Genomic DNA, 24,647 nt, shown 5'->3' with positions numbered 1-24,647 from the left:
CTCGGGATCAGGTCGGCTCAAAAACGGCGTCTCAGGCAAAAATAGCCGATCAGGATGCCCACTCCTAATAACAGTCCTGTCAACGATAACATCAACTGATAAGGGTATTTCATCAACCACTTCTCCACCTTCCCTTTATTGGCGTTGATCACGTCCATAATCCAGAATGTTTGTCTCGCGGGTACATCAGGTACCATTCTGAATTCAGCAGGCTGCATCAAGATACTAATCTTACTGTATTGCAACCCAGGGATTGACATCTCTATTAAATCTTTAATTTTTACCCGAAAGGCCTCCATATTGACCTGAGGTGAATATTTTATAAATACGGCAACTGAGCTCGGAGAAGCGTTACTTCCCTCATCATAAGTCGGTAGCGCAATGGTCACTTTTGCATTAATCACGCCCTCCATCTGACTCAGCATTCCTTCAATTCTTTGTTCTTTTAAAAAATTAATCTTCTGCTGTTCTTCCTGGGGTGATACCACTAACTGATTAGCCGGAAACATCTTATCCGCCGTTGTAAACTGCCTATGCGGATAACCGTTAAGTCTAAGTAGCTCAACCGCATTAATAAACTGCGACTGCTCGACACGTAAGGTTACACCATCCTCTTCCTGTTTTTTTTCCGCATCAATATGATGCTGCATAAGTAATGCCAGCATTTGATTCGCCTCATCTTCTGGCAATGAGCGATAAAGATCCACATCACATGCCGTAAGAAAGAACGTAAGGACAGTAAGAAATACTATACGATGAACCTTCATGCCATGTTATCCAGCTTATTAAGCGCTTGCGATGCTGCGCCTGATATTCTGGCAAGATAATCGACGCCTACCGTTAACTGCATATAATCCATTTGTCTGGTCAACATAACCTGCGGTAATAAAGCACTGGCGTTACTGGTGGATGCTTCATCTTTCAGCAATTGTTCAAAAAAATTAATTTGCTCCTGGCTCGGTTCTGCAGAGGACTTTACATAAGATTGAGTGCTTACAGGCACTACGCTCATATCAGAAATATTCAATTTTCAAACCCCTCATTTGGTGCAGGAAATAACAGACGCAGCGCCATAGCCTCTGGCAAATCTATATCCGATAAAATTTTCGCGGCTTTTAGCGGCTCATTTAAACCCGCCAACAATAATGCCAGACATACCAACTGTAATTTTTTATCCGGAACAATAACCGTTAGCGCTGGTAACATCGCATGTACCTGGGAAATCAGGCTATGGTTAACGCCCGCAAACATGATTTCCAGCAGCAACCGTCGAACATCGTCGCTAATAACTTCAGATTTTAGCAATGATTCCACTAAGCATATCCTTGATCATTTTGATCAGTGAACTTTCGTAATTAATAAATGTAGAATACTGCTGTAAGGCAAATTGCGCTTTAATCATCGATTCTGGGTTGAGCAAATCATTACCATTCATTTTGTCATTAATGGCCTGGCCTGCCTGGTGCGCCATGTGGGAGAGCATATCCACTAATTGTGCAATATCCATAATGCTTTTCCTTAAAATAAATACATCGTAAGGATACTGGCAACATAGCAAAATTTAGAAAGCAATGAACATCCGGTATATACCTGAAAACGATTACTCCGGCGCACGTTGTTCTGGCGTTACCTGAGCCAGCAAACGATATAATGGGCTGCTGACCTGCATACCGGTCATTGCCATCCCATCCATACCGAAGCGAGTAAAACTCATTAGTCCATAGGTAATATCATTAAGACGCTCTAATAAATGAGGCTGTAGTCCCAAACTACCACTCCAGTATGAATGAGTCATTACCGTCGCGGTTAAGGCTAATCTACCGCCCATGGAGACGGCTTTAGCAATCGCCATACTTTTGCGTTGATTGGCGAAACAATTAGCAATATAAAAAACGGCATTGCCTATACTGTCGTGAGCCATAGGCAAATGATGTTTATGATGGTAGATAAGACAGGCGACATCCGCGATGGCAATAGCAAGGCCAATCCCTGCCAGGGCTACGAGCGGCGCGCCTCCACCACTTAGCACTGTTAATGCTATTCCAGCGGAACAGCATAAAATCTGTCCGCCCAAAATAACCGTTTGCCAACTAAAAATTTCTTTTGGAAAACACTCTATCACTCGTTTCGCAAGTCCGGCCAATAACCGCTCTTTTCCTTGTTGAGGACCTATTCTACCACTCTCCATATTGGTTTCCGGATGTGGCAATGAGGGACATGGAGGTGATTCCTCAGGCGCGTTAACAGGACGTTGCCCTGCTACCTGAGCATTTGGGCTAACAGGTTTCATGGTTCTCCCCGAGATGTATGACCAGAACTGTCCATTAATGCAGGTGCAGTAGCAGATTGACAGAGCGCTGCCATTTGTTCCGCCAATAACGCACTGGGATCGGCATGAAGTTCATCAACAGAATTTTCCTGATCATCGCCAGAGGGGCGGGCAAGGCAATAATCCAGTACCGCACCTATCGCCGTCAGGCTAACGGAGGTAATTACACTCCCCATGTCCAAAGAGGCCGCAATATTTTCAGCCGCGGGCAGTGGAAACTGTAGGGGTAAAACCAACATAGAAATAGCGATTCCTGAACGTATTAATAAAGAAAGACAATTAGCAAGGGTGTTAGCGCAGTTAAGACTTGCCCCACATTTTAAGGCCAGCGCACTGACCACAAGAGCAACGCTATCACTGGCGGTTTGTAATGGCTCCTTTTGCTGACATATCGATTGATAATTATGATACGCACAGCAAGCATCCCCAATAGCAATCACGAGCGCCGCCCCCGCAAGAATAGCAATGGGTAATCCTGCCCCGCCAGAAATTACCGCTGCAGCAACCGATAACCCAAACACGACTGTCGCACCCAGCGCACGAATAGTGTATTGCATAAAATGTATAGCATAATCCCTCTGCTGCCTTATTTGTTCAGGCGTAAGCAGCACAGGGGCTGCGGGGGTGCCAGGCGCTGGAATTTCAGGGGGAGGAAACGATACCTCCTTCGCTTGTATATCGGAAGGAGGACTATTACCATCGACTATATTACTTGCCGCTGACGGAATATGAATTTTCATATTTCGTTCTGTTATTTAAGCAATAAGAGTATCAACCATTATTTGCGCATTCTGGCGAATCTCACTCCATGAGGCATCCGCATAACTCATCTTGATTGCGGTTTGAAAAGCCTCTCTCGCCAACCCGGGTTCCCCCATCATTTTGAGACAGACGCCCGTTTGGTAAACCGGTTCTGGATGGCTGGCATCCAGCATCAAGGCATGTCCATAGAAATTAATGGCCGTCGTGTATTCTTTAAGCATCATCCAGGTGCCAGCCAATGCAATATGGGCACGCCAACTCCATGGCTGGGCCATCACCAGCCAACTAAAATCGATTACGGCGCGCGAATAATCCCCCTCCTGCCATGAGGCGTAACCACTGGCATAAACGGTTTCCGGATCAACGGATAATAGCTGTTTCAGAATGTCTTCGGGTATTTTATTTTTCTGATCTTCTTTCATCATCATACCTATTGATTGTTATTTTCACGTGATAATGATTTACGTCAGGAAGGTCATTTAAAAACGTCGCTGGATAAGATGCTCGGCGGATAAAACTGTCCAGTTATCGCCATCAAGCTGTGTAAAGGTCGCTCCCATTACTGTCAGGATGCGCAATAATTTCCTGCGTAGCATGGCTTTTTTTTCATCCAGAACGTCGGTGATTATCAACATCTTTAAACATGTTAACTGCGGGTGATGCACAAATATCCCGCGTAAAAGTCCCAGTAAGTGAAACAATTGCTGTGGTCGAGGTTGCCCGGGCGTCAGGCGCCTGAACTCACAAATAATCATTTCTTTTGCCTCAATACGATAGATCACCAGGTAAGGCGATAATATAAACTGCTGCCCAAGTAATATGGCGGTCTCCCCTAAATATGCAGGCTCAGTAAACACCTGATGCCGACGCAACCATTGCTCTATTTCTTGCACCATGTTTACCTCGTTAATGCCCGGAGTATTTCAGCAAGAACCGTGACCAGTGACGACCCCACGCCGATGATTTGCTGCATAATTTCAGTTGCTTTCTCCATAATTTCCGTCAGGGATTTATTATAAGATTGGGCCCCATTTTGTTGCAGGTCGGCAATCGCTTTATCTTGATCACTTTGACGTTGCGCTACACCAGCCCCCAGGCCCATGACGCCCCCAGCTGTGTGGCCTACGGCTTGACCCGCTATAAGACCGGTTTCCCCGCCTACGGCCCCTAATCCTATCGTCAGTACACCCGACAACATTGCGCCACCCGCAGTAATCATTGATGCTCTAAACGCTTCATCAATTGTTTTCATTTGCGTCTGTAAAACATTGACTTGCAGTTCCCAGGCCAGCCGTTGTTTTTCTACGTTATAGCTGCGCATGATATCGCGCAGCTTTTTGGCAAGCTCCATTAGCTTCATCCAGATATCATCAAATAACAGAAGCATTGATTCAGTACCCATTCCCTCCCCGGAGGGAGATGGAGTGGAAGAAGGTGTTAACAAGGAAGGCGCTGGTAATACCAGTGCTACGTTACTCGCTTCCATATTTTTATCCTCAGATTAAGCGCGATAGCCAGCTATTCTCGCCTGAACGCTACTATAGTGATCAATGGTATCTAATACATCTCTAAGCGCGGCACCGCTCCCCTTATAAAGCTCCTCTAAGCGTTTTTGTTCTATCTTTTTCTGGTTTTCTGTTTGTTGCATTATGAAATCCAGAAACCGTTGCTGAGTTATTAATTGCTCTATTTTCTTTTCGATCTTCGCTTTTTCTGTGTTAACCATGCCAGTATTCATCTGACTGGCGCCCTCGGTTGCACATCTGATAGCCTGTAAGCCTTTAAATGAACAATCCCTCAGTAAGGCATACAGGATTTTTTTGAACATATTGAAGAGAACTTTATTACGGAATTTTTTTAACAGGAACTTTCCACCTTCTTGCACACATTTTTCCAGGGCTTCTTTTGCCGCTTCTTTTGCCATGGCTTTCACCCCCTCTTTCGTAAAGCTTTTTCCCGCGCTTCGCGTCATATTATTTTCTACGTTACGAGAAAACTCGGCAGCCTCCTCTGCCATCTCATTCGCCATAGCCATTTCACGTTCAAGCGGCTCAAATTGTTTGGAAAAACTTTCGCTCACTTCTTCGCCAAACTTTTCAGCCAACTCCTCTATTTCTGCTTCCCCTGCACCTACCATACGCTCAACCACTTCCTCGCCAAAACCGGAGTCAAGCACTTTTGCAGCTGCGCCAGATAAACCTCTCGTCGCCATAAAAGCACGGCCAATCTGGAAAACATCCAGTGCCAGCGCGACGGCTTCACAACCAAATTGAATCTTACTTGTCACGTCAATAATTGCCTGACAGGTATCGTGGTCAGCACCGCACATCATTGCCGTTTCGGCTCCGGCTTTAACCATTCCTGCACAACCTGCGGCTATATAAGCTACGCCGCTAGCCATTTCTGCGGGATTACCGGACAGAAAACCCTCCACAACTTTTAAGGCGCCAATCACAGTTTCAAATATGCCGGTAATCCAGTCAAAAATAGCGCCAAAAATGCCCGCTTTACGCGCTTTATCCTCCTGCTCTATCGCTTTCTGGATCTGCTCCTGATACTCCTTTACCTGCTTATCACGTAATGCATTTTGCACCTCAGTTGCCCGCTCAAGCTGTTGGCATAACGATTGAGCGTTATTACCAAAAACGCTGAGTATTAATGTCGTCATCAACATTGATAAAACCGCGGGATTGGTCTGCAAAAAGTCAGGCAATGATGGACGCTTATGATTTCCGGGTACGGCATCAAGCAGTTGCTTCAACGCATTGCTTGCCTCCTGAAGACTAATTTTCCCTGATAACAGGCACGCGGCGTTGCCATCGCCAAAAGTAGAATTCACACGATGCTGGCGCTTTCCCAGCGAACCCGAGGAAACGCAACTGACATTGCTTAAGTGATGATGTGTTAAGGCGGTTACTCCTGCGGCGCTGTCGCTATTACTGTGAATTCGATTCATTTTTAGCTCCTGTCAGAAAGTTGCTGTAATATCTTTTCTGCACGCTGTCGGAGAATTTGATGTTCACTGACCTCGCCGCAAATACGCACCACGGCCTTTAACGCTTTGATTGCATAACAGACGTTATCACACGCGAGATAGCATTCCGCTGCGGCCCATGGCGCCTGCGGCGCATCAATCTTAATTTGTGCCGCGCGTCCATAAGCGTATATCGCTTCCCCCCAATGTTTTTGAGCCTGGCAGCATTCCCCTAACCTAAACCAGTAGTCAAATGACCAGGCATCATATATCGTCAACAATTGAAAAAGTCGCGCTGCGCCGGCGAACTCTTTTACCTCCATAAGCTGCATGGCATAGCGATACAGAGTATTAAGCGGCTGTGTAACATCGTCATCCAACAACATACGCAGCGAGCCGCCACGCCGGAAAAACCGCATCGTGTCATGTGCCTGTTGTAGGGTCGGGTCTTTTTTCATGAGTACGTTTTCTGCGCTATCATACTGGAAATTTCCCCCCACTTACTGATAAGCCCTGTCAGTTGGGTAAGGACAGCGTTAAGCTCCTGAGACATTTTTTGAATTGTTATCTGCCCCTGACTCATAAGATCGGTATTCCGGTTGGCGTCATTATCCAAAGCCGCTTTGATCGCCTGTAGGCCACCTTTATCCAGCTTCCCATGATCGCCATATTTAGCCATATAATCATCAATGGTCATACCATCGATGAGAATACCATTATCACGCATGTATTTAATTACATCCTCAGGCACCTCCTCTTTGGTTTTAGCATCCCCTTTGGCTGCTTTAGCAATCACCTCATCCATCTCATTTGACTTTTCCTGGGTATTTCTGGCACGTTCAGCGTTCTTCTGGACTTCAATAAATTTATTATTTGCGATAGCCTGAATAACCATAAGGAGAATAAGCAAAACACCATACCCTTCGGCAAACGGATTTTGCTGGGATAAGTCATCCTGGCTCCCGGTATCAGCGTTGCTGACGCCGAAGCTATTTTTAAACACAATAGGGTTTTGACTTCCCCATAAGATGTTTCCTGAAGACATTATGCTTTACCTTTTTGTTTTTCCTGACGGTATCTCCACCGGGGCTTGAGCATTAAGTTGTTTCAGTCGTACTTCAAGTTGTTTAAACAAACTTACTATTTTCTTTAAATCCTTCTCGGCCTCCTGGTTAACCCCGGCAACGCCTTGTGGAAATAGGTTATGAAGAATACTCTCTGTCTCTCTGCTCTTTTTGGGGCTCTCTGCCCTTTCAGCAAGCTGTTGACTCACCTTAGCCCGGATTTGGTGAAATTTTTTAAGACAGTGATTTAGCTGCATGTAACTTTGCTCTAAATCACGATATTCACTAAATGCAGCCTTTTTCTTTATCATCATTCCCCTCCATATACACGATAGATAATTAACGTGCTAACTAAGAGCCTATCCCATTAGGGCTATTTTACTTGCCATTTTGAACCTGGGCAGTGCTCAAAATCCTCACGTACTACGTGTACGCTGCGGTTTTTGCGCGCTATCCGTGTCCAAACTGGCTGCGCCAATTAACGCCTGGTGGGATAGGCTCTAAGATATTTTTACTTTACTCTTGCTCACTCACTACAAGTGCGCTGTTATGGTAACGATAATAAATAATGTTGATGATATTTTCGGCCTGCTCGATCGCTTCAAGCAATAAGGTGTTTTGCTGATATTGCTGCGGATCCTGTAACTTGCCGTTGTTCTCTTCTAACTGTTTCCGGGCAGCCCTTAATTGTAAAATTATGCCTTTGGCCTCTTCACGCGAATGAAGCAGCAAATCTTCTAACCGGGTCAAAGTTGTCATTTTCCACTCACTTAAAATCTAATGGATAGTTAATCAAAGTATCATAATGTTTAATCGTTACCACATCGGCACTCAGATGGACAATTTCTCCCCCATTGGGTAACAATGCCCCTACACGTAAACGCTCTTTATTCGTCAGTAATAAGTAATTACCATGGCGACTCTGTACAAAGCCAGCCACTGGCGCAGGCAGATACTTGCTTTCATCATGGGAAGGCGCAATATCCTGATAAATTAAAGAAAGAGCGGGATCCTTTTTCTTTAATGCTGCTAACGTTTCTTGCAAAATGCGTTGATGAGATTCATCCAGTACACCACTGATAACAAAAGAGCGCCGCATTGGCGTAACATTGACAAGCCCCACTAAACCGTTCTCTATTATCGCAGAAATAATATCATCCCCCTGAGACTGATGAGAGTGACTAATCTGCCAGTGCAATAACCCGGGAATATCTGCAAGTAATGGTTGAACCTTACGCCATTGCTGATCCATTTGTATATCATCATGAATTAACACGCTCCCCGGCCCTTCGCTGGATACTTCAGCATGCGGGTAACCCATTTTTATCAAAACATCCTGCACTTCTCGTACCAATAAGTCATCACAGATTACACCATCCCGATACATGACCCCCCATGATTCGAGAGTCGCTCTCACCTTTTGCATCTGTTCGCTTGACGAGCAATAACCGGACAACTGCAGGCTGCCATCTTCTTTCCATTGCGCCCGCACATAATGAATATTGCTTTTGTCTAATAAAAACTTAACCCGCAAAGGTAAGTCATTTACCGTTTCAGGCTGACCACTAATACTTAACAGGACCCCCATTCCACCGATAAAAATCAAGAATACGCCAGCCAACCACCAGTAGCCTGATCTGGAAACGGGTATTTGATAATCAGCAAGTTCACAATCCTGTTTACCAAACGCGATAGCCACTCCCGCAACCTGCAAAACCCCACTGGATGGTAGCGGCTTATTTGGATTAAATCTGCGGCCATTAACTCTAACTCTGGCTTTCCCGGCATCAACAAATAAATTATCTGCCTGTTCTCTCAGAATAATTTTTTCATTTATAGTAAGCGGAATACAAATATCGCATCCTTTCTCCCCCAGTGACAGGTTACCTTCATTCAGCCATACTTCCCGGCCTTGTAAAACGTGACCTAAAAAACGTATTTTCCAGGAGCTCTTTGGATTAACCATGAGATATGCCATTATTTACTACTGAGGCTTTAATCAAAAAAAGCCTGATTACACTATGCACTTGAGTCGTATCATTGCGAAACAAATGACCTACGACAGGAATATCGCCCAATAAAGGAATTTTATTTTGCGAGTGGATTTGTTTACCTTGTTTAAATCCTCCCAGCAATAGACTTTGCCCGGCCAATAATGTGGCCTGCGAAGCAATTTCAGAATTTTGCACTTCGGGCAGCGGGTCTGTTTCGCTTTGCGTATCACTTTGTTGTCCATCCTGAATATTAAGATTAAGCATTATTTTTTGCGTGCCATTATCATTTAACAAGCGAGGTGTAACGCGCAACAAAGAACCCGTAGTGATGGATTCAAGTTTAGCCACTTTTTCTCCCTGCAGTTTGGTATAGAAAGTAATATTTTTATCCAGCACAGCCTGGATATTATTTAAAGTCACCACAGATGGCTGGGAAAGTACATAAGCCTGAGAGCTTTTTTCCAGGGCATTCAAACGCACCATAAAGTTTGAGGTATCGCTGATTACCGTTGAAAAACCGCTAGCACCACCGTCATTCAAACCTGTATTGAACGCAATTTTCTTGCCACCCAGCGACACTGCCGTTCCCCAGTCGATGCCTAACTGGTTAATATCTCCAGCATTAACATCGATAATTTTCACCGAAATCTCTATCATCTGCTGGCGTTGATCTAATTCTGTGATAAGTTTCCGATACCCGGCCATATTGGCCGCATAATCACGAACGATCACTGCATTCTGGCGTGGGTCGGCAGCAAACATGGGCAATGCCTGTGTAGCGGGTGAACCATTGTTCGTCGATGACGCCGGTACGCTGGTTTTACTCATCTCACGCAATACACTCACGACCCCTGGAACCACGACGGACTGATCGCGATATTGGTATTGGGTATCCATCGCAGTGGCATACTTAAGCGTGTATATACTTACACTCACCGCACTGTCTTTTCGTTTGATTAACGCATTATCCAGCACTGAAGCTAATTGACTAATACGAGTCAGGCAGCTGGGAACACCGCTCACCTCCACAGCTTTGGTACCGGTAATTTCTTTAACCTCGCATCCCGGTGATGAAAGGATATTCTGGCTGCGTAAGTAATGAATGAACCGTCCAGTAGATAAAATATTGAAAGTGATAACCTGATGTTTTAATAACGATGCAGGATATACATATAACATGCTGCCATCAAACCAGGTAAGCAAATCATATTGTGCTGCCAGGTTATTCAAAATATCGACCGGTGGTCCAGGCGGAATTTTTCCACTAAATGTAGCTGTTATCAATGGGCTAATAGTAATAGCCGTATCATAGTTCTCTGAGAGCAGATGTAAAACCTCTGCTAATGGCATTTGTCTGGCATAAAGGGTGAAGTCATTACCTTTCCATGATAACTCATCACTCTTTGCTGTATTGAGTATAAATAGTAAAATTAAGATTAAACGTTTATTTACTACCATTTTATACCCCACCCGAATAAAGTTTATGGTGATTGCGTATTACATTTTTTAAAATGCAAGTTAAAGCCAGGTGTTTTTCTATCTCAATAGCAATAAGCTCAGAGCTACTACTTGTGGTATAATAACCGTTTAACCATCCCCCATCCGCTGTGAGCTGTATAGCATAATCATGGACGTCCGGGTGTGCTGCAAGCAGTAGTGTCACATAGGCAAGACAAGGCTTAGGTAAGCTTTCCAGGTCATTTAAGAACAAAGAAATAGAAAATGCTTCTGAGAAAATTTCTCCTCTGGCAGGATGCCCATCAATAGTCATTATCCAGGATCGGCTATTACCTTCGGCCTTGATATCCTGAATTAATGGAATGCCTTTTAAAACTGCCAGCATGAATCCCTCCTCAGACCTAAATGGGAGTTTCTATCAAATTCGCTCACAACCACATCCGTAAAAAGCCTGATTCACATTTATTTCGACTATACTTTTCTTGTACAATATCAGGATGCTGTCTACATATACCTTGTCACAGGCGATTCTATCATTCGGATTTTCCGATAAATTCACAATTACATTTTCAGCATTGACATAAAAACTTACAATTTGAAAAATTATTTATTAAATAAACTGTTACGATGTTTTTACATCGCCATCTTATTAAAAAGTAATTGTAGTCATCGACTGGGTTATATATGAAGAAATTTATCTTCCTAATGATAACACCATCGATTAATCTTCTGATGAAACTATATGTACTGCGATAGTGATCAAGTGCCAAAGATTTTGCAACAGGCAACTGGAGGGAAGCATTATGAATTTGCTCAATCTCAAGAATACGCTGCAAACATCTTTAGTAATCAGGCTAACTTTTTTATTTTTATTAACAACAATAATTATTTGGCTGCTATCTGTACTTACCGCAGCTTATATATCAATGGTTCAGAAACGGCAGCATATAATAGAGGATTTATCCGTTCTATCCGAGATGAATATTGTACTAAGCAATCAACGGTTTGAAGAAGCTGAACGTGACGCTAAAAATTTAATGTATCAATGCTCATTAGCGACTGAGATTCATCATAACGATATTTTCCCTGAGGTGAGCCGGCATCTATCTGTCGGTCCTTCAAATTGCACGCCGACGCTAAACGGAGAGAAGCACCGTCTCTTTCTGCAGTCCTCTGATATCGATGAAAATAGCTTTCGTCGCGATAGTTTTATTCTTAATCATAAAAATGAGATTTCGTTATTATCTACTGATAACCCTTCAGATTATTCAACTCTACAGCCTTTAACGCGAAAAAGCTTTCCTTTATACCCAACCCATGCCGGGTTTTACTGGAGTGAACCAGAATACATAAACGGCAAAGGATGGCACGCTTCCGTTGCGGTTGCCGATCAGCAAGGCGTATTTTTTGGGGTGAAGGTTAAACTTCCCGATCTCATTACTAAGAGCCACCTGCCATTAGATGATAGTATTCGAGTATGGCTGGATCAAAACAACCACTTATTGCCGTTTTCATACATCCCGCAAAAAATACGTACACAGTTAGAAAATGTAACGCTGCATGATGGATGGCAGCAAATTCCCGGATTTCTGATATTACGCACAACCTTGCATGGCCCCGGATGGAGTCTGGTTACGCTGTACCCATACGGTAATCTACATAATCGCATCTTAAAAATTATCCTTCAACAAATCCCCTTTACATTAACAGCATTGGTGTTGATGACGTCGGCTTTTTGCTGGTTACTACATCGCTCACTGGCCAAACCGTTATGGCGTTTTGTCGATGTCATTAATAAAACCGCAACTGCACCGCTGAGCACACGTTTACCAGCACAACGACTGGATGAATTAGATAGTATTGCCGGTGCTTTTAACCAACTGCTTGATACTCTACAAGTCCAATACGACAATCTGGAAAACAAAGTCGCAGAGCGCACCCAGGCGCTAAATGAAGCAAAAAAACGCGCTGAGCGAGCTAACAAACGTAAAAGCATTCATCTTACGGTAATAAGTCATGAGTTACGTACTCCGATGAATGGCGTACTCGGTGCAATTGAATTATTACAAACCACCCCTTTAAACATAGAGCAACAAGGATTAGCTGATACCGCCAGGAATTGTACACTGTCTTTGTTAGCTATTATTAATAATCTGCTGGATTTTTCACGCATCGAGTCTGGTCATTTCACATTACATATGGAAGAAACAGCGTTACTGCCGTTACTGGACCAGGCAATGCAAACCATCCAGGGGCCAGCGCAAAGCAAAAAACTGTCATTACGTACTTTTGTCGGTCAACATGTCCCTCTCTATTTTCATACCGACAGTATCCGTTTACGGCAAATTTTGGTTAATTTACTCGGGAATGCGGTAAAATTTATTGAAACCGGAGGGATACGTCTGACGGTCAAGCGTCATGAGGAACAATTAATATTTCTGGTTAGCGATAGCGGTAAAGGGATTGAAATACAGCAGCAGTCTCAAATCTTTACTGCTTTTTATCAAGCAGACACAAATTCGCAAGGTACAGGAATTGGACTGACTATTGCGTCAAGCCTGGCTAAAATGATGGGCGGTAATCTGACACTAAAAAGTGTCCCCGGGGTTGGAACCTGTGTCTCGCTAGTATTACCCTTACAAGAATACCAGCCGCCTCAACCAATTAAAGGGACACTATCAGCGCCGTTCTGCCTGCATCGGCAACTGGCTTGCTGGGGAATACGCGGCGAACCACCCCACCAGCAAAATGCGCTTCTCAACGCAGAGCTTTTGTATTTCCCCGGAAAACTCTACGACCTGGCGCAACAGTTAATATTGTGTACACCAAATATACCAGTAATAAATAATTTGTTACCTCCCTGGCAGTTGCAGATTCTTTTGGTTGATGATGCCGATATTAATCGGGATATCATCAGCAAAATGCTTGTCAGCCTGGGACAACACGTCACTATTGCCGCCAGTAGTAACGAGGCTCTGACTTTATCACAACAGCAGCGATTCGATTTAGTACTGATTGACATTAGAATGCCAGAAATAGATGGTATTGAATGTGTACAATTATGGCATGATGAGCCGAATAATTTAGATCCTGACTGCATGTTTGTGGCGCTATCCGCTAGCGTAGCGACAGAAGATATTCATCGTTGTAAAAAAAATGGGATTCATCATTACATTACCAAACCAGTGACATTGGCTACCTTAGCTCGCTATATCAGTATTGCCGCAGAATACCAACTTTTACGAAATATAGAGCTACAGGAGCAGGATCCAAGTCGCTGCTCAGCGCTACTGGCGACAGATGATATGGTCATTAATAGCAAGATTTTCCAATCACTGGACCTCTTGCTGGCTGATATTGAAAATGCCGTATCGGCTGGACAAAAAATCGATCAGTTAATTCACACATTAAAAGGCTGTTTAGGTCAAATAGGGCAGACTGAATTGGTATGCTATGTCATAGACATTGAGAATCGCGTAAAAATGGGGAAAATCATCGCGCTGGAGGAACTAACCGACTTACGCCAGAAAATACGTATGATCTTCAAAAACTACACCATTACTTAATATTATCTTAATTTTCGCGAGGGCAGCAAAATGAAAGAATATAAGATCTTATTAGTAGACGATCATGAAATCATCATTAACGGCATTATGAATGCCTTATTACCCTGGCCTCATTTTAAAATTGTAGAGCATGTTAAAAATGGTCTTGAGGTTTATAATGCCTGTTGCGCATACGAGCCTGACATACTTATCCTTGATCTTAGCTTACCTGGCATCAATGGCCTGGATATCATTCCTCAATTACATCAGCGTTGGCCAGCAATGAATATTCTGGTTTACACAGCATACCAACAAGAGTATATGACCATTAAAACTTTAGCCGCAGGTGCTAATGGCTATGTTTTAAAAAGCAGTAGTCAGCAAGTTCTGTTAGCGGCATTGCAAACAGTAGCAGTAAACAAGCGTTACATTGACCCAACGTTGAATCGGGAAGCTATCCTGGCTGAATTAAACGCTGACACGACCAATCATCAACTGCTTACTTTGCGCGAGCGTCAGGTTCTTAAACTTATTGACGAGGGGTATACCAATCATGGGATCAGCGAAAAGCTACATATCAGTATAAAAACCGTCGAAACACACCGGATGAATATGATGAGAAAGCTACAGGTTCATAAAGTGACAGAGTTACTTAACTGTGCCCGAAGAATGAGGTTAATAGAGTATTAACCAGGGGCGTCCGATGGTATTAAGCATTGGTCATATTTTGATGAGCCTTACGCCACGCAGTATTGCTCATCATCGACAAAATCCATACGGATGCCCTGGTATGCCGCACCATTTATCACTACCTTAGTCTTCATTTGATCATGATATAGTAGAATCCCCTTATTTAACGGGCTTTACCATGTCGTATTCTATAGGCGAATTTGCCAGACTATGCGGTATCAATGCCGCCACGCTAAGGGCATGGCAGCGACGCTATGGTTTATTGAAACCGCAGCGTACTGATGGCGGGCATCGCTTATACAGCGATGACGATATTCGACAAGCGCTTAGCATCCTCGACTGGGTGAGAAAAGGCGTACCGATAAGCCAGGTCAAACCCTTACTGTCGCGTCCGGTCATTCGCCTGGGCGATAACTGGATAACGATCTAGGAGACGATGCTCCAACATCTCCACGAAGGGCGAATTGACGCGCTGCGGCAGTTGATTTATGACTGTGGCCGGGAATATCCTCGCGCAGAACTGGTGACCCATTTATTGCGTCCGTTGCGCAGCAAAGTGTCCGCGCACCTTCCCGCCGTGATGACGCTGCGCGAAATACTGGATGGCATCATTATTGCTTACACCTCTTTTTGCCTTGAAGGCGACAGAAAAGCGCCTGGCAACAATGCCTTTATTAGCGGATGGCATCTCTCGGATCACTGTGAAATCTGGCTGGAAGCGTTGACTCGTACCGGACAAGAGCTGCGGCTCAATGTGCTTCCCTCTCCACCAGCCGCGCTGGCGCCCGAGCTGTTCGCCCAGAGAAAATGGTTCCTGGTGACCACCGGAAAGCTCACTGCCGGGCAGAAAAAACAGCTTGCCCAGTGGCGCAACGTGGTCGCTTCGCTGGAGGTTATCACGCTATAAGCGCTGAAATAGATTTCTTCCCTTCATTCTATCTTATTGATATTTAACTACGTCAAAAAAATCTCCGCGAAAACTTAGACAAAAAAACAAAGTTGTGTAAGTTTTAAATAAGCGTGAGATAACATTTTGCGCCATTGGCGTCAGTCGTCGTACTTTCAATAGGGGGGAATCATGAATAACAAACCCGTAGTCGGCATTAGCGGATGTCTGACTGGCGCCACGGTACGCTTTGATGGCGGACATAAGCGTATGGATTTTGTCATGAACTCTCTGGCGCCGTGGGTGGACTACAAACCGATCTGCCCGGAGGTGGCGATCGGCCTGCCCGTGCCTCGCCCTGCGCTGCGTCTTATCCAGACGACCTGTGGCGACATTCGGATGCGCTATAGCCATGCCCCGCACGATGACGTCACCGAGCGAATGAATGCCTTTGCCGATCGGTTTCTGCCAACAATAGGCGAACTGGCGGGGTTTATTGTGTGTGCAAAATCGCCCAGTTGCGGAATGGAGCGCGTTCGCCTGTATGATGAAAAGGGTAACAGGGGCCGCAAAGCTGGCACGGGGCTGTTTACCGCCGCGATGATGGACAAATATCCCTGGCTGCCGATAGAGGAAGATGGTCGCCTGCACGATCCGGTACTACGCGAGAATTTCATCGCACGTATCTTCGCGCTACATGAATTAAATGCGCTACGCGCGCAGGGCTTGAGTCGTCACAGTTTGCTCGCGTTTCATAGCCGATACAAACTTCAGCTTCTCGCCCACCACCAGGCCGGCTACCGCGAAATTGGCCCTTTCGTCGCGCGTCTGCATGAGTGGGACGATCTGGATGCCTTCTTTGTCCGATACAGAGAAAAACTGATGGCTATCCTGCGCCACCCCGCTTCACGTAAAAATCACACCAATGTGCTGATGCATATCCAGGGCTATTTTCACCGCGCGTTGAACAGCAGGCAACGCGCGGAATTACGCGAGGTGATTCTCGGCTACCGGGCGGGCCGACTACCTATCCTGGCACCGTTAACGCTGCTGAAGCACTATCTGGCGGAACATCCGGATGACTATCTACGCAGCCAGAATTATTTTGAGCCGTACCCTGATACATTAGGGCTGCGCTTAGCCATCACCTGATAACCCTGCGCATCGCTAACGGCGGGTAACCCGCCCGCCATGGTGACAATCGCGACAATTCAAAGGCGATTTCGTTATTGCCACCCTGATAGCGGCTATGACCGCGCCAGAGCGTTAATCACGGTTTCCATCGCCTGTTTTTCTAACGCGCTACGTTGGATGCGTTGATTCGCCAGCGCGGTTCTTAACACGCCCGCAATAACAATATATTTAGGCTCCTGCCCCAGATCGCGCATTTCCAGCACGACCTTGCCCACCACCCGGCACATCTCGCGGTACAGTTCGTCATCTTTTGTCGGTTTTGTCATACGTTTTACTCGTCGCCAGCTCAAACCAACAGAATATAACAGTCTTCTCAATTAAACAAAATTTGATGCAAATCAAAGAAATAACGCAGTTTATTATTCATGGCTCATACGTTGTTCGTATTCTGGTCTCTGGCGAGGCCATTTTTTCGAAACGCCTAATCAGTTCCGCCAGGCTACCGGCCTGCATTTTTTCCATGACTCTGGCGCGGTGCACCTCTACGGTACGCACCGCGATATTCATCGCTTCCGCAATTTCACGGTTCATAAATCCTTTTGCCACCAGGCTGGCCAGCTCACGCTCTTTCGGCGTCAACTGCTGGTAACACAGTATAATCTCACGACGCGCCACCGCTGCCGATGAAACCGTCAGCGCACGCTCCAGCGCCGCCTGTAGCGGTTTTACCGATACCGGTTTTTGCAGAAAATCGACGGCGCCGCGTTTCATCTGCTCCACGGCCATCGGTACATCGCCATGCCCGGTAAGAAAAACAACCGCCAGGGTACTTCCGCACTGGCGCAACGCATCATGAACGCCCTGCCCATCCAGTACCGGCATTCGCATATCCAGTAATACGACCCCGGCCTGATACAGACTGGCCTGCGCCAAAAAATCCGCCCCCTGCGTCCAGCATTTTACGTCATATCCCAGACTTTCCAGTAAAAACGCGCACGCGTTAGTGACCGCCGTATCATCATCCAGTAGATGAATTGTCGCCATCCCTGCCCCCATTTTCATGTAAGAAATGTATCGTGACCACCGTTCCCGACAGACCGTCCGGCGCGGTCTGGTTCCTGATACTGATATCGCCCCGCCCATACCGCACCAGCCGCTGGCAAATCGCCAACCCTAAGCCCATCCCCTCTTTGCGGGTGGTCATAAACGGCTGAAACGCCTGACGTAATAGCGCCTCATCGATTCCCCCGGCGTTATCCTGTAAAGCGATACTGATGCCGTTTTCAGTGCGTTCAGCAACGACCCATAAATGGGTGGCGCCCGCCTGAGCCGCATTAAGAATGATATTCGCCAGCACCTGTTCCAGCAGCACTGACGGCAGCGTTACGCGCAGCGCAGCGCTAACCTCGGTATGCAGAGTCACTGTCGGAAACTGTTGCGCCATACGCAACAATTGCCAGACATGATCAATCGCCTCGCGAATGGCTATGGCCTTCCACGCTTCGGTTAGCACCGGGTTGCCCTGCGCCTGGCTGACCCAGTGACGCAGGTTACGCAGAGTATCCGCACCGCGTTGCGCCTGCTGGTCAATCTGCTCCAGCGCCGGCAGCAAGGGATGCTGTTCATCTGCAGCGCGCAGTCGAATCAGGCACCCCTGGGCATAATGTCGAATCGCGGAAAGCGGCTGATTAAGCTCATGGGCAAACCCGGAGGTCATTTCACCCAACACGCTCATTTGCCGGGCGGTTTCCAGCGCCCGCTCATGCTGATGAAGAACTACGCTATTACGTTCCAGTTGCTTTCCACGTCGACGCACCAGCAGCATGACCCAAATATAATTGAGCGTGAGCAACAGGAACGCCAAAATCACGCCGCCGACCATTAGCTGGTGCTGGATTAACCAACTTTTGACATCCAGCCACAGTCGACGCTGCTGAGGGTGCTGACGAACATCACGCAGCAACGCTTCCACCTGACTGGTCGACGCTGGCGCGCCCCAGTGAAATGACGCGGCGGCGGGCGCGTTGAATAGCGCTCGCGTTACGCGATCCGCCAGCGCATCGCTTACCGCAGGTAGCGCCGCGAACGACCAGTCAGGATATAACGGCGTACTGGTTAAGCAAGGCAGGGGCGTCGGTCGGGAAAGCAGCGCGATAAAGTCCTTTTTATTAATCAATCCTTCCTGATCCATATTTTCTAACAGGCACACTGGCACAATTGCCGCCTGCACCGCTTTTTCGCGCAGCATATAGATTAAGGCATCGCCAGGAAATCCGGTAAAACGAAGATGAAAATCGCGCTCCGGGCGTAAGCCCGCGTCGCTGAGCGCTTTATAGCCTAATAAATAGCCGCCAAACGCCTGAGCATCAATCGCGCCGACGGTCTTACCGATGAGATCATGCGCCGTGGTGATGCCGCTATCGCGCCGGGTCAAAATCACGCTGCCAATAACATTACTCACCGCTTTCCCATCGCGCGTGGAACGCAGGGAAGCTAACCAGCGCAGCGGCGCATGGCTGTTCAGTTGGACAAATTGCGCCGGGTTGGTTATCACAAACTGCACGGTTCCCTGGTTAACGGCCTCCTGCATTTGATGCAGATCCAGCGGCTGGATGTGAAAGGTTTCGCCTGGAAGCTGTTGGCTTAATGTCTTTGCCAACGGTTGCCAGTGGCTACGCGTAGACGCCTCGCCGCGCATGGCCAAAATACCGATATTCCACGTCCCTGCCCACACGCCATGACAAAGTAGCCCTACTGCCGCCAACACTGCCAGGCGCCTTACGGTTTTACCTCTCACCCTAATATCCCTGTCAATTATGTTGTTTTAGATCAACAACAAGCCGGGTATGTGGTTAACCACAATAGAGCGCACCCCGCCTCGATTTTTACACTGTAAATCATCGACATTTTTTATTCATTACACATGAACCAACATCGTGACAAATGTTTCATTGTTGGCAATGTGGACGGGAGTCAATATGGACAGCAGTAAACGGCAATTTCTCCAGCAGCTTGGCGTCCTGACCGCTGGCGCCTCGCTGGTTCCGCTGGCTGAAGCGAAATTTCCTTTTTCGCCGGAGCGGCATGAAGGCTCTCCCCGACACCGTTACGCCATGCTTATCGACCTGCGGCGTTGTATCGGCTGTCAGTCCTGTACCGTAAGTTGCACTATTGAAAACCAAACGCCGCAGGGCGCGTTTCGTACGACGGTGAACCAATACCAGGTCCAGCGTGAAGGTAGTCAGGAAGTCACGAATGTGCTGTTGCCGCGTCTGTGCAACCATTGCGATAACCCCCCCTGTGTGCCGGTCTGCCCGGTACAAGCCACCTTTCAGCGGGAAGATGGCATTGTGGTGGTGGATAACAAACGCTGCGTCGGCTGCGCCTATTGTGTCCAGGCGTGTCCTTACGACGCCCGATTTATCAATCATGAAACGCAAACTGCCGATAAATGCACATTTTGCGTCCATCGTCTGGAAGCCGGACTGTTACCCGCTTGCGTAGAGTCCTGCGTCGGCGGCGCGCGTATTATTGGCGATATCAAAGATCCCCATAGCCGCATCGCCACCATGCTTCATCAGCATCGCGACGCTATCAAGGTATTAAAGCCGGAAAACGGCACGTCGCCCCATGTTTTCTACCTGGGTCTGGACGACGCCTTTGTCACCCCATTAATGGGCCGTGCGCAGCCCGCGCTTTGGCAGGAGGTCTGAATGACGCATTCACTCATCATTGAAGAAGTGCTGGCTCACCCGCAGGACATTAGCTGGCTGCCGTGGGCGGTACAATATTTCTTTTTTATTGGCATTGCCGCCTGCGCCGCACTGTTTGCCTGTTATCTTCACTGGCGGAAAAAAGACGCCGCAACAGAAGAAAATCGGGCATTACTGATTGCCATTACCTGTGCGATTACCGCACCGCTGGCGCTGACGGCGGATCTGCACCAGACCGCCCGCGTCTGGCATTTCTATGCCTGGCCGACGCCCTGGTCGTGGATGCCCTGGGGAGCGTTATTCCTGCCGCTGTTTACCGGATTTCTCGCTCTGTGGTTCCTGGCGCAGCAGATTAAACGATTATTCAATAAAAGTTACAACGTCACTAAATGGTTGGCGTTAGCCAGCGCGCTTTGCGCGGTGGGCCTGTTGATTTATACCGGCCGCGAAGTCTCCGTTGTGCTGGCGCGCCCAATCTGGTTTAGCTACGCCTTCCCCGTGGCGATGTTTCTTAGCGCCTTACAGGCGTTCTTCGCGCTGATGATTGTCGCCGCCCGACGCGACTCGGTAAGGCTGCCAAAAATATTGTGGGGACAAATCTGGACGCTGGCGGCGCTGGGGCTGGTTGTGGCCATGTGGGTTAGCGGCGATACGCTTTCCGGCACGGCAATCCGTCAGTGGATTACCGTCGCCCTGTCAGCCAAATATTACGCTGTCGGCTGGGTAGCGCTGTGGGTATGCACACTGCTGTTCTGTAGCCTGGCGCTACGCCATCCGTTATCACAGCTAAGACGCGTCCTGCTGGTTCTCAGCGCGCTGGCGCTATGTTGGCTGATGCGCTGGACATTGTTGATTCAGGTACAAACCGTCCCCAAGTTCAACGCGCAATTTAACCCTTACTCGTTACCAGGCGGAACGGATGGCTGGCTGGCTATTCTCGGCACCTTCGGCCTGTGGATAGTGCTACTGATTATTATTCGTGAAACGCTGAACGGACTCACCAGGAGATTACAACATGGCTAATTTAACCCGTCGTCAGTGGCTAAAAGTCGGTCTCGCCGTCGGTGGGATGGTCACTTTTGGTCTGAGCTACCGTGATGTGGCGAAACGCGCAATTGATGGCCTGTTAAACGGGACGTCCGGCAAGGTAACGCGCGACCGCATCTTTGGCAACGCGTTAATTCCGGAGGCGCAGGCGCAAACACACTGGCAGCAAAATCCACAACAAACCATCGCCATGACGCAATGCTTCGGCTGTTGGACACAGTGCGGTATCCGCGCCCGGGTTAATGCCGATGGCAAAGTGATACGCATCGCCGGCAATCCCTATCACCCCTTGTCGCAGGAACACCCGATTGACTCGTCCGTCCCTTTTAGCGAAGCCATGGAGCAACTGGCGGGAGAAAGCGGTCTTGACGCCCGCTCAACCGCCTGCGCGCGCGGCGCCACGCTGCTGGAAAGCCTGTACAGTCCGCTACGACTGCTTGAACCGATGAAACGCGTGGGTAAACGCGGCGAAGGGAAATGGCAGCGCATCAGCTTTGAGCAACTTATTGAAGAAGTCGTGGAAGGCGGCGATCTGTTTGGCGAAGGTCATGTGGACGGACTGCGCGCTATTCATGCGCCGGATACGCCAATTGACGCAAAGCACCCCAGTTTCGGGCCCAAAACCAATCAGTTACTGGTCACGAATACCAGCGACGAAGGCCGCGATGCGTTTCTGCGTCGTTTTGCGCTAAATAGCTTCGGCAGCAAGAATTTCGGCGCGCATGGCGCCTACTGTGGACTGGCTTACCGGGCCGGCTCCGGGGCATTGATGGGCGATCTGGATAAAAACCCGCATGTCAAACCCGACTGGGAAAACGTGGAGTTTGCGCTCTTTATGGGCACCTCCCCGGCACAGTCCGGCAATCCGTTTAAACGCCAGGCGCGTCAGTTGGCGAGCGCCCGGCTGCGTGAGAATTTTCAATACGTCGTGGTCGCCCCCGCCCTCCCCTTATCAACGGTGCTCGCCGATCCTCGCGGTCGCTGGCAACCGGTCATGCCCGGCAGCGATTCGGCGCTGGCAATGGGGATGATCCGCTGGATCATGGATAATCAACGTTATAATGCTGATTATCTGGCGATTCCCGGCGTACAGGCGATGCAGCAGGCTGGCGAGCAAAGTTGGACCAACGCCACGCACCTGGTCATTGCGGATGAACTGCCGACGCTTGCCGGACAGCACCTGACGCTGCGCCATCTTACGCCCGATGGCGAAGAGACCCCTGTCGTGCTGAATACCGACGGCGAGTTGGTCGATGCGTCCACTTGCCGACAGGCACGGCTTTTCGTGACGCAGTACGTTACGCTCGCCGACGGCCAACGGGTCACGGTGAAGAGCGGGTTGCAACGCCTGAAAGAGGCGGCAGAAAAGCTCTCGTTGGCGCAATACAGCGAACAGTGCGGCGTGCCGGAAGCGCAAATTATCGCGCTGGCGGAAACCTTTACCAGTCACGGACGTAAAGCTGCGGTCATCAGTCACGGCGGCATGATGGCCGGCAATGGGTTTTATAACGCCTGGTCGGTCATGATGCTTAACGCGCTGATCGGCAACCTCAGCTTGTCCGGCGGCGTCTTTGTCGGCGGCGGCAAATTCAACGGCGTTAGCGACGGCCCCCGCTACAACATGAATAGTTTTGCCGGAAAAGTGAAACCGTCCGGGTTAAGTATTGCCCGTAGCAAAACCGCTTATGAAGCATCGGAAGAATACCGCGACAAAATTGCCGGTGGGCAATCCCCTTATCCAGCCAAAGCGCCGTGGTATCCCTTTGTGGCAGGCCAGCTTACCGAACTGTTGACCTCCGCGCTCGAAGGCTATCCTTATCCGCTTAAAGCCTGGATTTCCAATATGAGCAACCCGTTTTACGGTGTTCCCGGTCTACGCGCCGTGGCGGAAGAAAAACTAAAAGACCCTCGCCGACTGCCGCTCTTTATCGCGATTGACGCCTTTATGAATGAAACGACGGCGCTGGCGGATTACATTGTGCCGGATACGCACAATTTTGAGAGCTGGGGCTTTACGGCGCCCTGGGGCGGCGTAGCCAGTAAAGCCACTACCGCCCGCTGGCCGATTGTCGCCCCCGCCACTCACCGCACGGCGGACGGGCAACCTGTCTCAATGGAAGCATTTTGTATTGCGGTAGCAAAACGGCTCCATCTGCCCGGCTTCGGCGACCGGGCGATAACCGATCCGCAGGGCAATACTTTTCCACTGAACCGGGCGGAAGACTTCTATCTGCGCGTAGCCGCTAATATCGCCTTTATGGGCAAGACGCCGGTCGCGCTGGCAAATCAGGAAGATATTTCGCTTACCGGCGTCAGCCGCATTCTGCCAGCAATTCAGCACACGCTTAAAGCTGATGAGGTCGGTCGCGTGGCGTTTATCTACTCGCGTGGCGGCCGGTTTGCGCCCGAGGATAGCGGCTATACGGAGCAACGGTTAGGTAACGCGTGGAAAAAACCCTTACAGATCTGGAATGCAGATGTCGCCGCCCACCGTCACGCCATCACCGGGGAGCGCTTCAGCGGTTGCCCGGTCTGGTATCCGGCGCGTTTGTCAGATGGTCGTGCGATTGACGACCAGTTTCCCATTGGGCAATGGCCGCTGAAACTGATTTCATTTAAATCAAATACCATGTCCAGCTCAACAGCCGTCATCCCGCGCTTACACCATGTGAAGCCAGCAAACCTGGTGGCGCTGAATCCGCAAGACGGCGAGCGTTATGGACTGCAACATGGCGATCGGGTACGGATCATTACGCCGGGCGGTCAGGTCGTGGCGCAAATCAGTTTGTTAAATGGCGTGATGCCAGGCGTCATCGCCATCGAACACGGATATGGCCACCGCGAGATGGGCGCAACGCAGCACTCTCTGGATGGCGTGCCTATGCCGTATGATCCACAAATCAGGGCAGGCATAAATCTTAACGATCTGGGCTTTGCCGATCCGACAAGAACCATTACCAACACCTGGCTCGACTGGGTTTCTGGCGCGGCAGTACGTCAGGGGCTGCCGGCAAAAATCGAGCGTATATAACCCCCGGGCCGGAGAGCGAT

At 48.3% G+C, this 24,647-nt stretch carries 26 protein-coding genes and 1 pseudogene; 7 read left to right on the top strand and 20 right to left on the bottom strand.

Annotated features, from left to right (window positions below):
- Positions 1–17: 17 nt before the first annotated feature.
- From ssaJ to spiC, 17 genes are all read right to left on the bottom strand, one after another.
- The gene (gene ssaJ, locus J4728_RS02855; RefSeq protein WP_000862878.1) at positions 18–767 is read right to left on the bottom strand and encodes an SPI-2 type III secretion system apparatus lipoprotein SsaJ; all 750 of its coding nucleotides are present in this window, start codon (positions 765–767) and stop codon (positions 18–20) included.
- Positions 764–1,012, bottom strand: a complete 249-nt coding sequence (ssaI, locus tag J4728_RS02850) for a SctI family type III secretion system inner rod subunit SsaI (RefSeq protein ID WP_001574409.1) — start codon at positions 1,010–1,012, stop codon at positions 764–766. The genes ssaJ and ssaI overlap by 4 nt, the downstream gene beginning before the upstream one ends.
- An 11-nt stretch (positions 1,013–1,023) precedes the next feature.
- Positions 1,024–1,314: an EscG/YscG/SsaH family type III secretion system needle protein co-chaperone gene (locus J4728_RS02845; protein WP_000444713.1), complete on the bottom strand. Its 291-nt coding sequence runs from the start codon at positions 1,312–1,314 to the stop codon at positions 1,024–1,026.
- Positions 1,292–1,507, bottom strand: a complete 216-nt coding sequence (gene ssaG, locus J4728_RS02840) for a type III secretion system needle filament protein SsaG (RefSeq protein ID WP_000350226.1) — start codon at positions 1,505–1,507, stop codon at positions 1,292–1,294. Before ssaG ends, J4728_RS02845 begins: the two co-directional genes overlap by 23 nt.
- Positions 1,508–1,600: 93 nt before the next feature.
- Positions 1,601–2,290, bottom strand: a complete 690-nt coding sequence (gene sseG, locus J4728_RS02835; protein ID WP_208211098.1) for a pathogenicity island 2 effector protein SseG — start codon at positions 2,288–2,290, stop codon at positions 1,601–1,603.
- Positions 2,287–3,069: a type III secretion systems effector SseF gene (gene sseF / locus J4728_RS02830; RefSeq protein WP_000690717.1), complete on the bottom strand. Its 783-nt coding sequence runs from the start codon at positions 3,067–3,069 to the stop codon at positions 2,287–2,289. Before sseF ends, sseG begins: the two co-directional genes overlap by 4 nt.
- 15 nt (positions 3,070–3,084) lie before the next feature.
- Entirely contained in the window at positions 3,085–3,519 is a 435-nt protein-coding gene (gene sscB, locus J4728_RS02825) for a SycD/LcrH family type III secretion system chaperone SscB (protein WP_000979963.1), read from the bottom strand.
- 51 nt (positions 3,520–3,570) lie between these two features.
- Positions 3,571–3,987 carry an LcrR family type III secretion system chaperone SseE gene (sseE, locus tag J4728_RS02820; protein ID WP_000249606.1) on the bottom strand — a complete coding sequence of 139 codons (417 nt, stop codon included), beginning with the start codon at positions 3,985–3,987 and terminating at the stop codon, positions 3,571–3,573.
- 2 nt (positions 3,988–3,989) lie between these two features.
- Positions 3,990–4,577, bottom strand: a complete 588-nt coding sequence (sseD, locus tag J4728_RS02815) for an SPI-2 type III secretion system translocon protein SseD (protein ID WP_000388323.1) — start codon at positions 4,575–4,577, stop codon at positions 3,990–3,992.
- 15 nt (positions 4,578–4,592) lie between these two features.
- The gene (sseC, locus tag J4728_RS02810; protein WP_001079746.1) at positions 4,593–6,047 is read right to left on the bottom strand and encodes an SPI-2 type III secretion system translocon protein SseC; all 1,455 of its coding nucleotides are present in this window, start codon (positions 6,045–6,047) and stop codon (positions 4,593–4,595) included.
- 2 nt (positions 6,048–6,049) lie between these two features.
- Positions 6,050–6,523, bottom strand: coding sequence for a SycD/LcrH family type III secretion system chaperone SscA (gene sscA / locus J4728_RS02805; RefSeq protein ID WP_000711024.1), 474 nt, complete (start codon positions 6,521–6,523; stop codon positions 6,050–6,052).
- The gene (gene sseB / locus J4728_RS02800) at positions 6,520–7,110 is read right to left on the bottom strand and encodes an SPI-2 type III secretion system translocon protein SseB (RefSeq protein WP_000094422.1); all 591 of its coding nucleotides are present in this window, start codon (positions 7,108–7,110) and stop codon (positions 6,520–6,522) included. Before sseB ends, sscA begins: the two co-directional genes overlap by 4 nt.
- A gap of 6 nt (positions 7,111–7,116) precedes the next feature.
- On the bottom strand, positions 7,117–7,443 hold the full coding sequence (sseA, locus tag J4728_RS02795) for an SPI-2 type III secretion system chaperone SseA (RefSeq protein ID WP_000972855.1): 327 nt from the start codon (positions 7,441–7,443) through the stop codon (positions 7,117–7,119).
- Between the two features lie 202 nt (positions 7,444–7,645).
- The gene (gene ssaE / locus J4728_RS02790; RefSeq protein WP_000210202.1) at positions 7,646–7,888 is read right to left on the bottom strand and encodes a YscE family type III secretion system co-chaperone SsaE; all 243 of its coding nucleotides are present in this window, start codon (positions 7,886–7,888) and stop codon (positions 7,646–7,648) included.
- 7 nt (positions 7,889–7,895) lie between these two features.
- On the bottom strand, positions 7,896–9,107 hold the full coding sequence (gene ssaD / locus J4728_RS02785; RefSeq protein ID WP_000323791.1) for a SctD family type III secretion system inner membrane ring subunit SsaD: 1,212 nt from the start codon (positions 9,105–9,107) through the stop codon (positions 7,896–7,898).
- Positions 9,088–10,581: an SPI-2 type III secretion system protein SpiA gene (gene spiA, locus J4728_RS02780; protein ID WP_000261279.1), complete on the bottom strand. Its 1,494-nt coding sequence runs from the start codon at positions 10,579–10,581 to the stop codon at positions 9,088–9,090. Before spiA ends, ssaD begins: the two co-directional genes overlap by 20 nt.
- A gap of 1 nt (position 10,582) precedes the next feature.
- Positions 10,583–10,966 (bottom strand): SPI-2 type III secretion system protein SpiC, encoded by a 384-nt coding sequence (gene spiC, locus J4728_RS02775; RefSeq protein WP_000881668.1) that lies wholly within the window; start codon positions 10,964–10,966, stop codon positions 10,583–10,585.
- 418 nt (positions 10,967–11,384) lie between these two features.
- Here spiC and J4728_RS02770 point away from each other — a divergent pair, with 418 nt between their 5' ends.
- From J4728_RS02770 to mlrB, 4 genes and pseudogenes are all read left to right on the top strand, one after another.
- Positions 11,385–14,147, top strand: a complete 2,763-nt coding sequence (locus J4728_RS02770; protein WP_208211094.1) for a two component system sensor kinase — start codon at positions 11,385–11,387, stop codon at positions 14,145–14,147.
- A gap of 30 nt (positions 14,148–14,177) precedes the next feature.
- Positions 14,178–14,816 (top strand): two component system response regulator, encoded by a 639-nt coding sequence (locus tag J4728_RS02765; RefSeq protein WP_000666335.1) that lies wholly within the window; start codon positions 14,178–14,180, stop codon positions 14,814–14,816.
- 178 nt (positions 14,817–14,994) lie between these two features.
- Positions 14,995–15,723 (top strand): annotated as a pseudogene (locus tag J4728_RS23790) (MerR family transcriptional regulator).
- A gap of 171 nt (positions 15,724–15,894) precedes the next feature.
- A complete protein-coding gene (gene mlrB, locus J4728_RS02750) occupies positions 15,895–16,854 on the top strand; it encodes a transcriptional regulator MlrB (protein WP_001060732.1) in 960 nt (319 codons plus the stop codon).
- 95 nt (positions 16,855–16,949) lie between these two features.
- Here the strand turns inward: mlrB and fumD are convergent, their stop codons facing one another.
- From fumD to ttrS, 3 genes are all read right to left on the bottom strand, one after another.
- Positions 16,950–17,162: a fumarate hydratase FumD gene (gene fumD / locus J4728_RS02745; RefSeq protein ID WP_000165779.1), complete on the bottom strand. Its 213-nt coding sequence runs from the start codon at positions 17,160–17,162 to the stop codon at positions 16,950–16,952.
- Positions 17,163–17,259: 97 nt separating this feature from the next.
- Positions 17,260–17,880 carry a tetrathionate respiration response regulator TtrR gene (gene ttrR / locus J4728_RS02740; RefSeq protein ID WP_000190927.1) on the bottom strand — a complete coding sequence of 207 codons (621 nt, stop codon included), beginning with the start codon at positions 17,878–17,880 and terminating at the stop codon, positions 17,260–17,262.
- Positions 17,855–19,633 carry a tetrathionate respiration histidine kinase TtrS gene (gene ttrS, locus J4728_RS02735; protein ID WP_208211088.1) on the bottom strand — a complete coding sequence of 593 codons (1,779 nt, stop codon included), beginning with the start codon at positions 19,631–19,633 and terminating at the stop codon, positions 17,855–17,857. Before ttrS ends, ttrR begins: the two co-directional genes overlap by 26 nt.
- A 181-nt stretch (positions 19,634–19,814) precedes the next feature.
- Between ttrS and ttrB the strand changes: the two genes are divergently transcribed.
- The 3 genes from ttrB to ttrA are packed head-to-tail and all read left to right on the top strand — an operon-like array spanning position 19,815 to position 24,627.
- The gene (gene ttrB, locus J4728_RS02730; protein ID WP_001523928.1) at positions 19,815–20,549 is read left to right on the top strand and encodes a tetrathionate reductase subunit TtrB; all 735 of its coding nucleotides are present in this window, start codon (positions 19,815–19,817) and stop codon (positions 20,547–20,549) included.
- On the top strand, positions 20,550–21,572 hold the full coding sequence (gene ttrC / locus J4728_RS02725) for a tetrathionate reductase subunit TtrC (protein ID WP_208211084.1): 1,023 nt from the start codon (positions 20,550–20,552) through the stop codon (positions 21,570–21,572).
- Positions 21,565–24,627 carry a tetrathionate reductase subunit TtrA gene (gene ttrA, locus J4728_RS02720; RefSeq protein ID WP_208211081.1) on the top strand — a complete coding sequence of 1,021 codons (3,063 nt, stop codon included), beginning with the start codon at positions 21,565–21,567 and terminating at the stop codon, positions 24,625–24,627. Before ttrC ends, ttrA begins: the two co-directional genes overlap by 8 nt.
- The last annotated feature ends 20 nt before the right edge of the window (positions 24,628–24,647 follow it).

This window comes from Salmonella sp. 32070601201500089SM, from assembly GCF_017573605.1.
In the GTDB taxonomy this organism is placed as follows: Bacteria; Pseudomonadota; Gammaproteobacteria; order Enterobacterales; family Enterobacteriaceae; genus Salmonella; species Salmonella enterica.
This window is presented reverse-complemented; position numbering and strand designations above follow the sequence as displayed.

Excerpts from the sequence above, each read along its gene's own strand:
- sscA (WP_000711024.1), bottom strand. The coding sequence starts at position 6,523 with ATGAAAAAAGACCCGACCCTACAACAGGCACATGACACGATGCGGTTT.
- ssaJ (WP_000862878.1), bottom strand. The coding sequence starts at position 767 with ATGAAGGTTCATCGTATAGTATTTCTTACTGTCCTTACGTTCTTTCTT.
- ttrA (WP_208211081.1), top strand. The coding sequence starts at position 21,565 with ATGGCTAATTTAACCCGTCGTCAGTGGCTAAAAGTCGGTCTCGCCGTC.
- ttrR (WP_000190927.1), bottom strand. The coding sequence starts at position 17,880 with ATGGCGACAATTCATCTACTGGATGATGATACGGCGGTCACTAACGCG.
- sseD (WP_000388323.1), bottom strand. The coding sequence starts at position 4,577 with ATGGAAGCGAGTAACGTAGCACTGGTATTACCAGCGCCTTCCTTGTTA.
- fumD (WP_000165779.1), bottom strand. The coding sequence starts at position 17,162 with ATGACAAAACCGACAAAAGATGACGAACTGTACCGCGAGATGTGCCGG.
- sseG (WP_208211098.1), bottom strand. The coding sequence starts at position 2,290 with ATGAAACCTGTTAGCCCAAATGCTCAGGTAGCAGGGCAACGTCCTGTT.
- sseC (WP_001079746.1), bottom strand. The coding sequence starts at position 6,047 with ATGAATCGAATTCACAGTAATAGCGACAGCGCCGCAGGAGTAACCGCC.
- spiC (WP_000881668.1), bottom strand. The coding sequence starts at position 10,966 with ATGCTGGCAGTTTTAAAAGGCATTCCATTAATTCAGGATATCAAGGCC.
- spiA (WP_000261279.1), bottom strand. The coding sequence starts at position 10,581 with ATGGTAGTAAATAAACGTTTAATCTTAATTTTACTATTTATACTCAAT.
- ssaG (WP_000350226.1), bottom strand. The coding sequence starts at position 1,507 with ATGGATATTGCACAATTAGTGGATATGCTCTCCCACATGGCGCACCAG.
- ttrC (WP_208211084.1), top strand. The coding sequence starts at position 20,550 with ATGACGCATTCACTCATCATTGAAGAAGTGCTGGCTCACCCGCAGGAC.
- sseF (WP_000690717.1), bottom strand. The coding sequence starts at position 3,069 with ATGAAAATTCATATTCCGTCAGCGGCAAGTAATATAGTCGATGGTAAT.
- J4728_RS02770 (WP_208211094.1), top strand. The coding sequence starts at position 11,385 with ATGAATTTGCTCAATCTCAAGAATACGCTGCAAACATCTTTAGTAATC.
- sscB (WP_000979963.1), bottom strand. The coding sequence starts at position 3,519 with ATGATGATGAAAGAAGATCAGAAAAATAAAATACCCGAAGACATTCTG.
- mlrB (WP_001060732.1), top strand. The coding sequence starts at position 15,895 with ATGAATAACAAACCCGTAGTCGGCATTAGCGGATGTCTGACTGGCGCC.
- ttrB (WP_001523928.1), top strand. The coding sequence starts at position 19,815 with ATGGACAGCAGTAAACGGCAATTTCTCCAGCAGCTTGGCGTCCTGACC.
- sseB (WP_000094422.1), bottom strand. The coding sequence starts at position 7,110 with ATGTCTTCAGGAAACATCTTATGGGGAAGTCAAAACCCTATTGTGTTT.
- ssaI (WP_001574409.1), bottom strand. The coding sequence starts at position 1,012 with ATGAGCGTAGTGCCTGTAAGCACTCAATCTTATGTAAAGTCCTCTGCA.
- sseA (WP_000972855.1), bottom strand. The coding sequence starts at position 7,443 with ATGATGATAAAGAAAAAGGCTGCATTTAGTGAATATCGTGATTTAGAG.
- ssaE (WP_000210202.1), bottom strand. The coding sequence starts at position 7,888 with ATGACAACTTTGACCCGGTTAGAAGATTTGCTGCTTCATTCGCGTGAA.
- J4728_RS02765 (WP_000666335.1), top strand. The coding sequence starts at position 14,178 with ATGAAAGAATATAAGATCTTATTAGTAGACGATCATGAAATCATCATT.
- ssaD (WP_000323791.1), bottom strand. The coding sequence starts at position 9,107 with ATGGCATATCTCATGGTTAATCCAAAGAGCTCCTGGAAAATACGTTTT.
- sseE (WP_000249606.1), bottom strand. The coding sequence starts at position 3,987 with ATGGTGCAAGAAATAGAGCAATGGTTGCGTCGGCATCAGGTGTTTACT.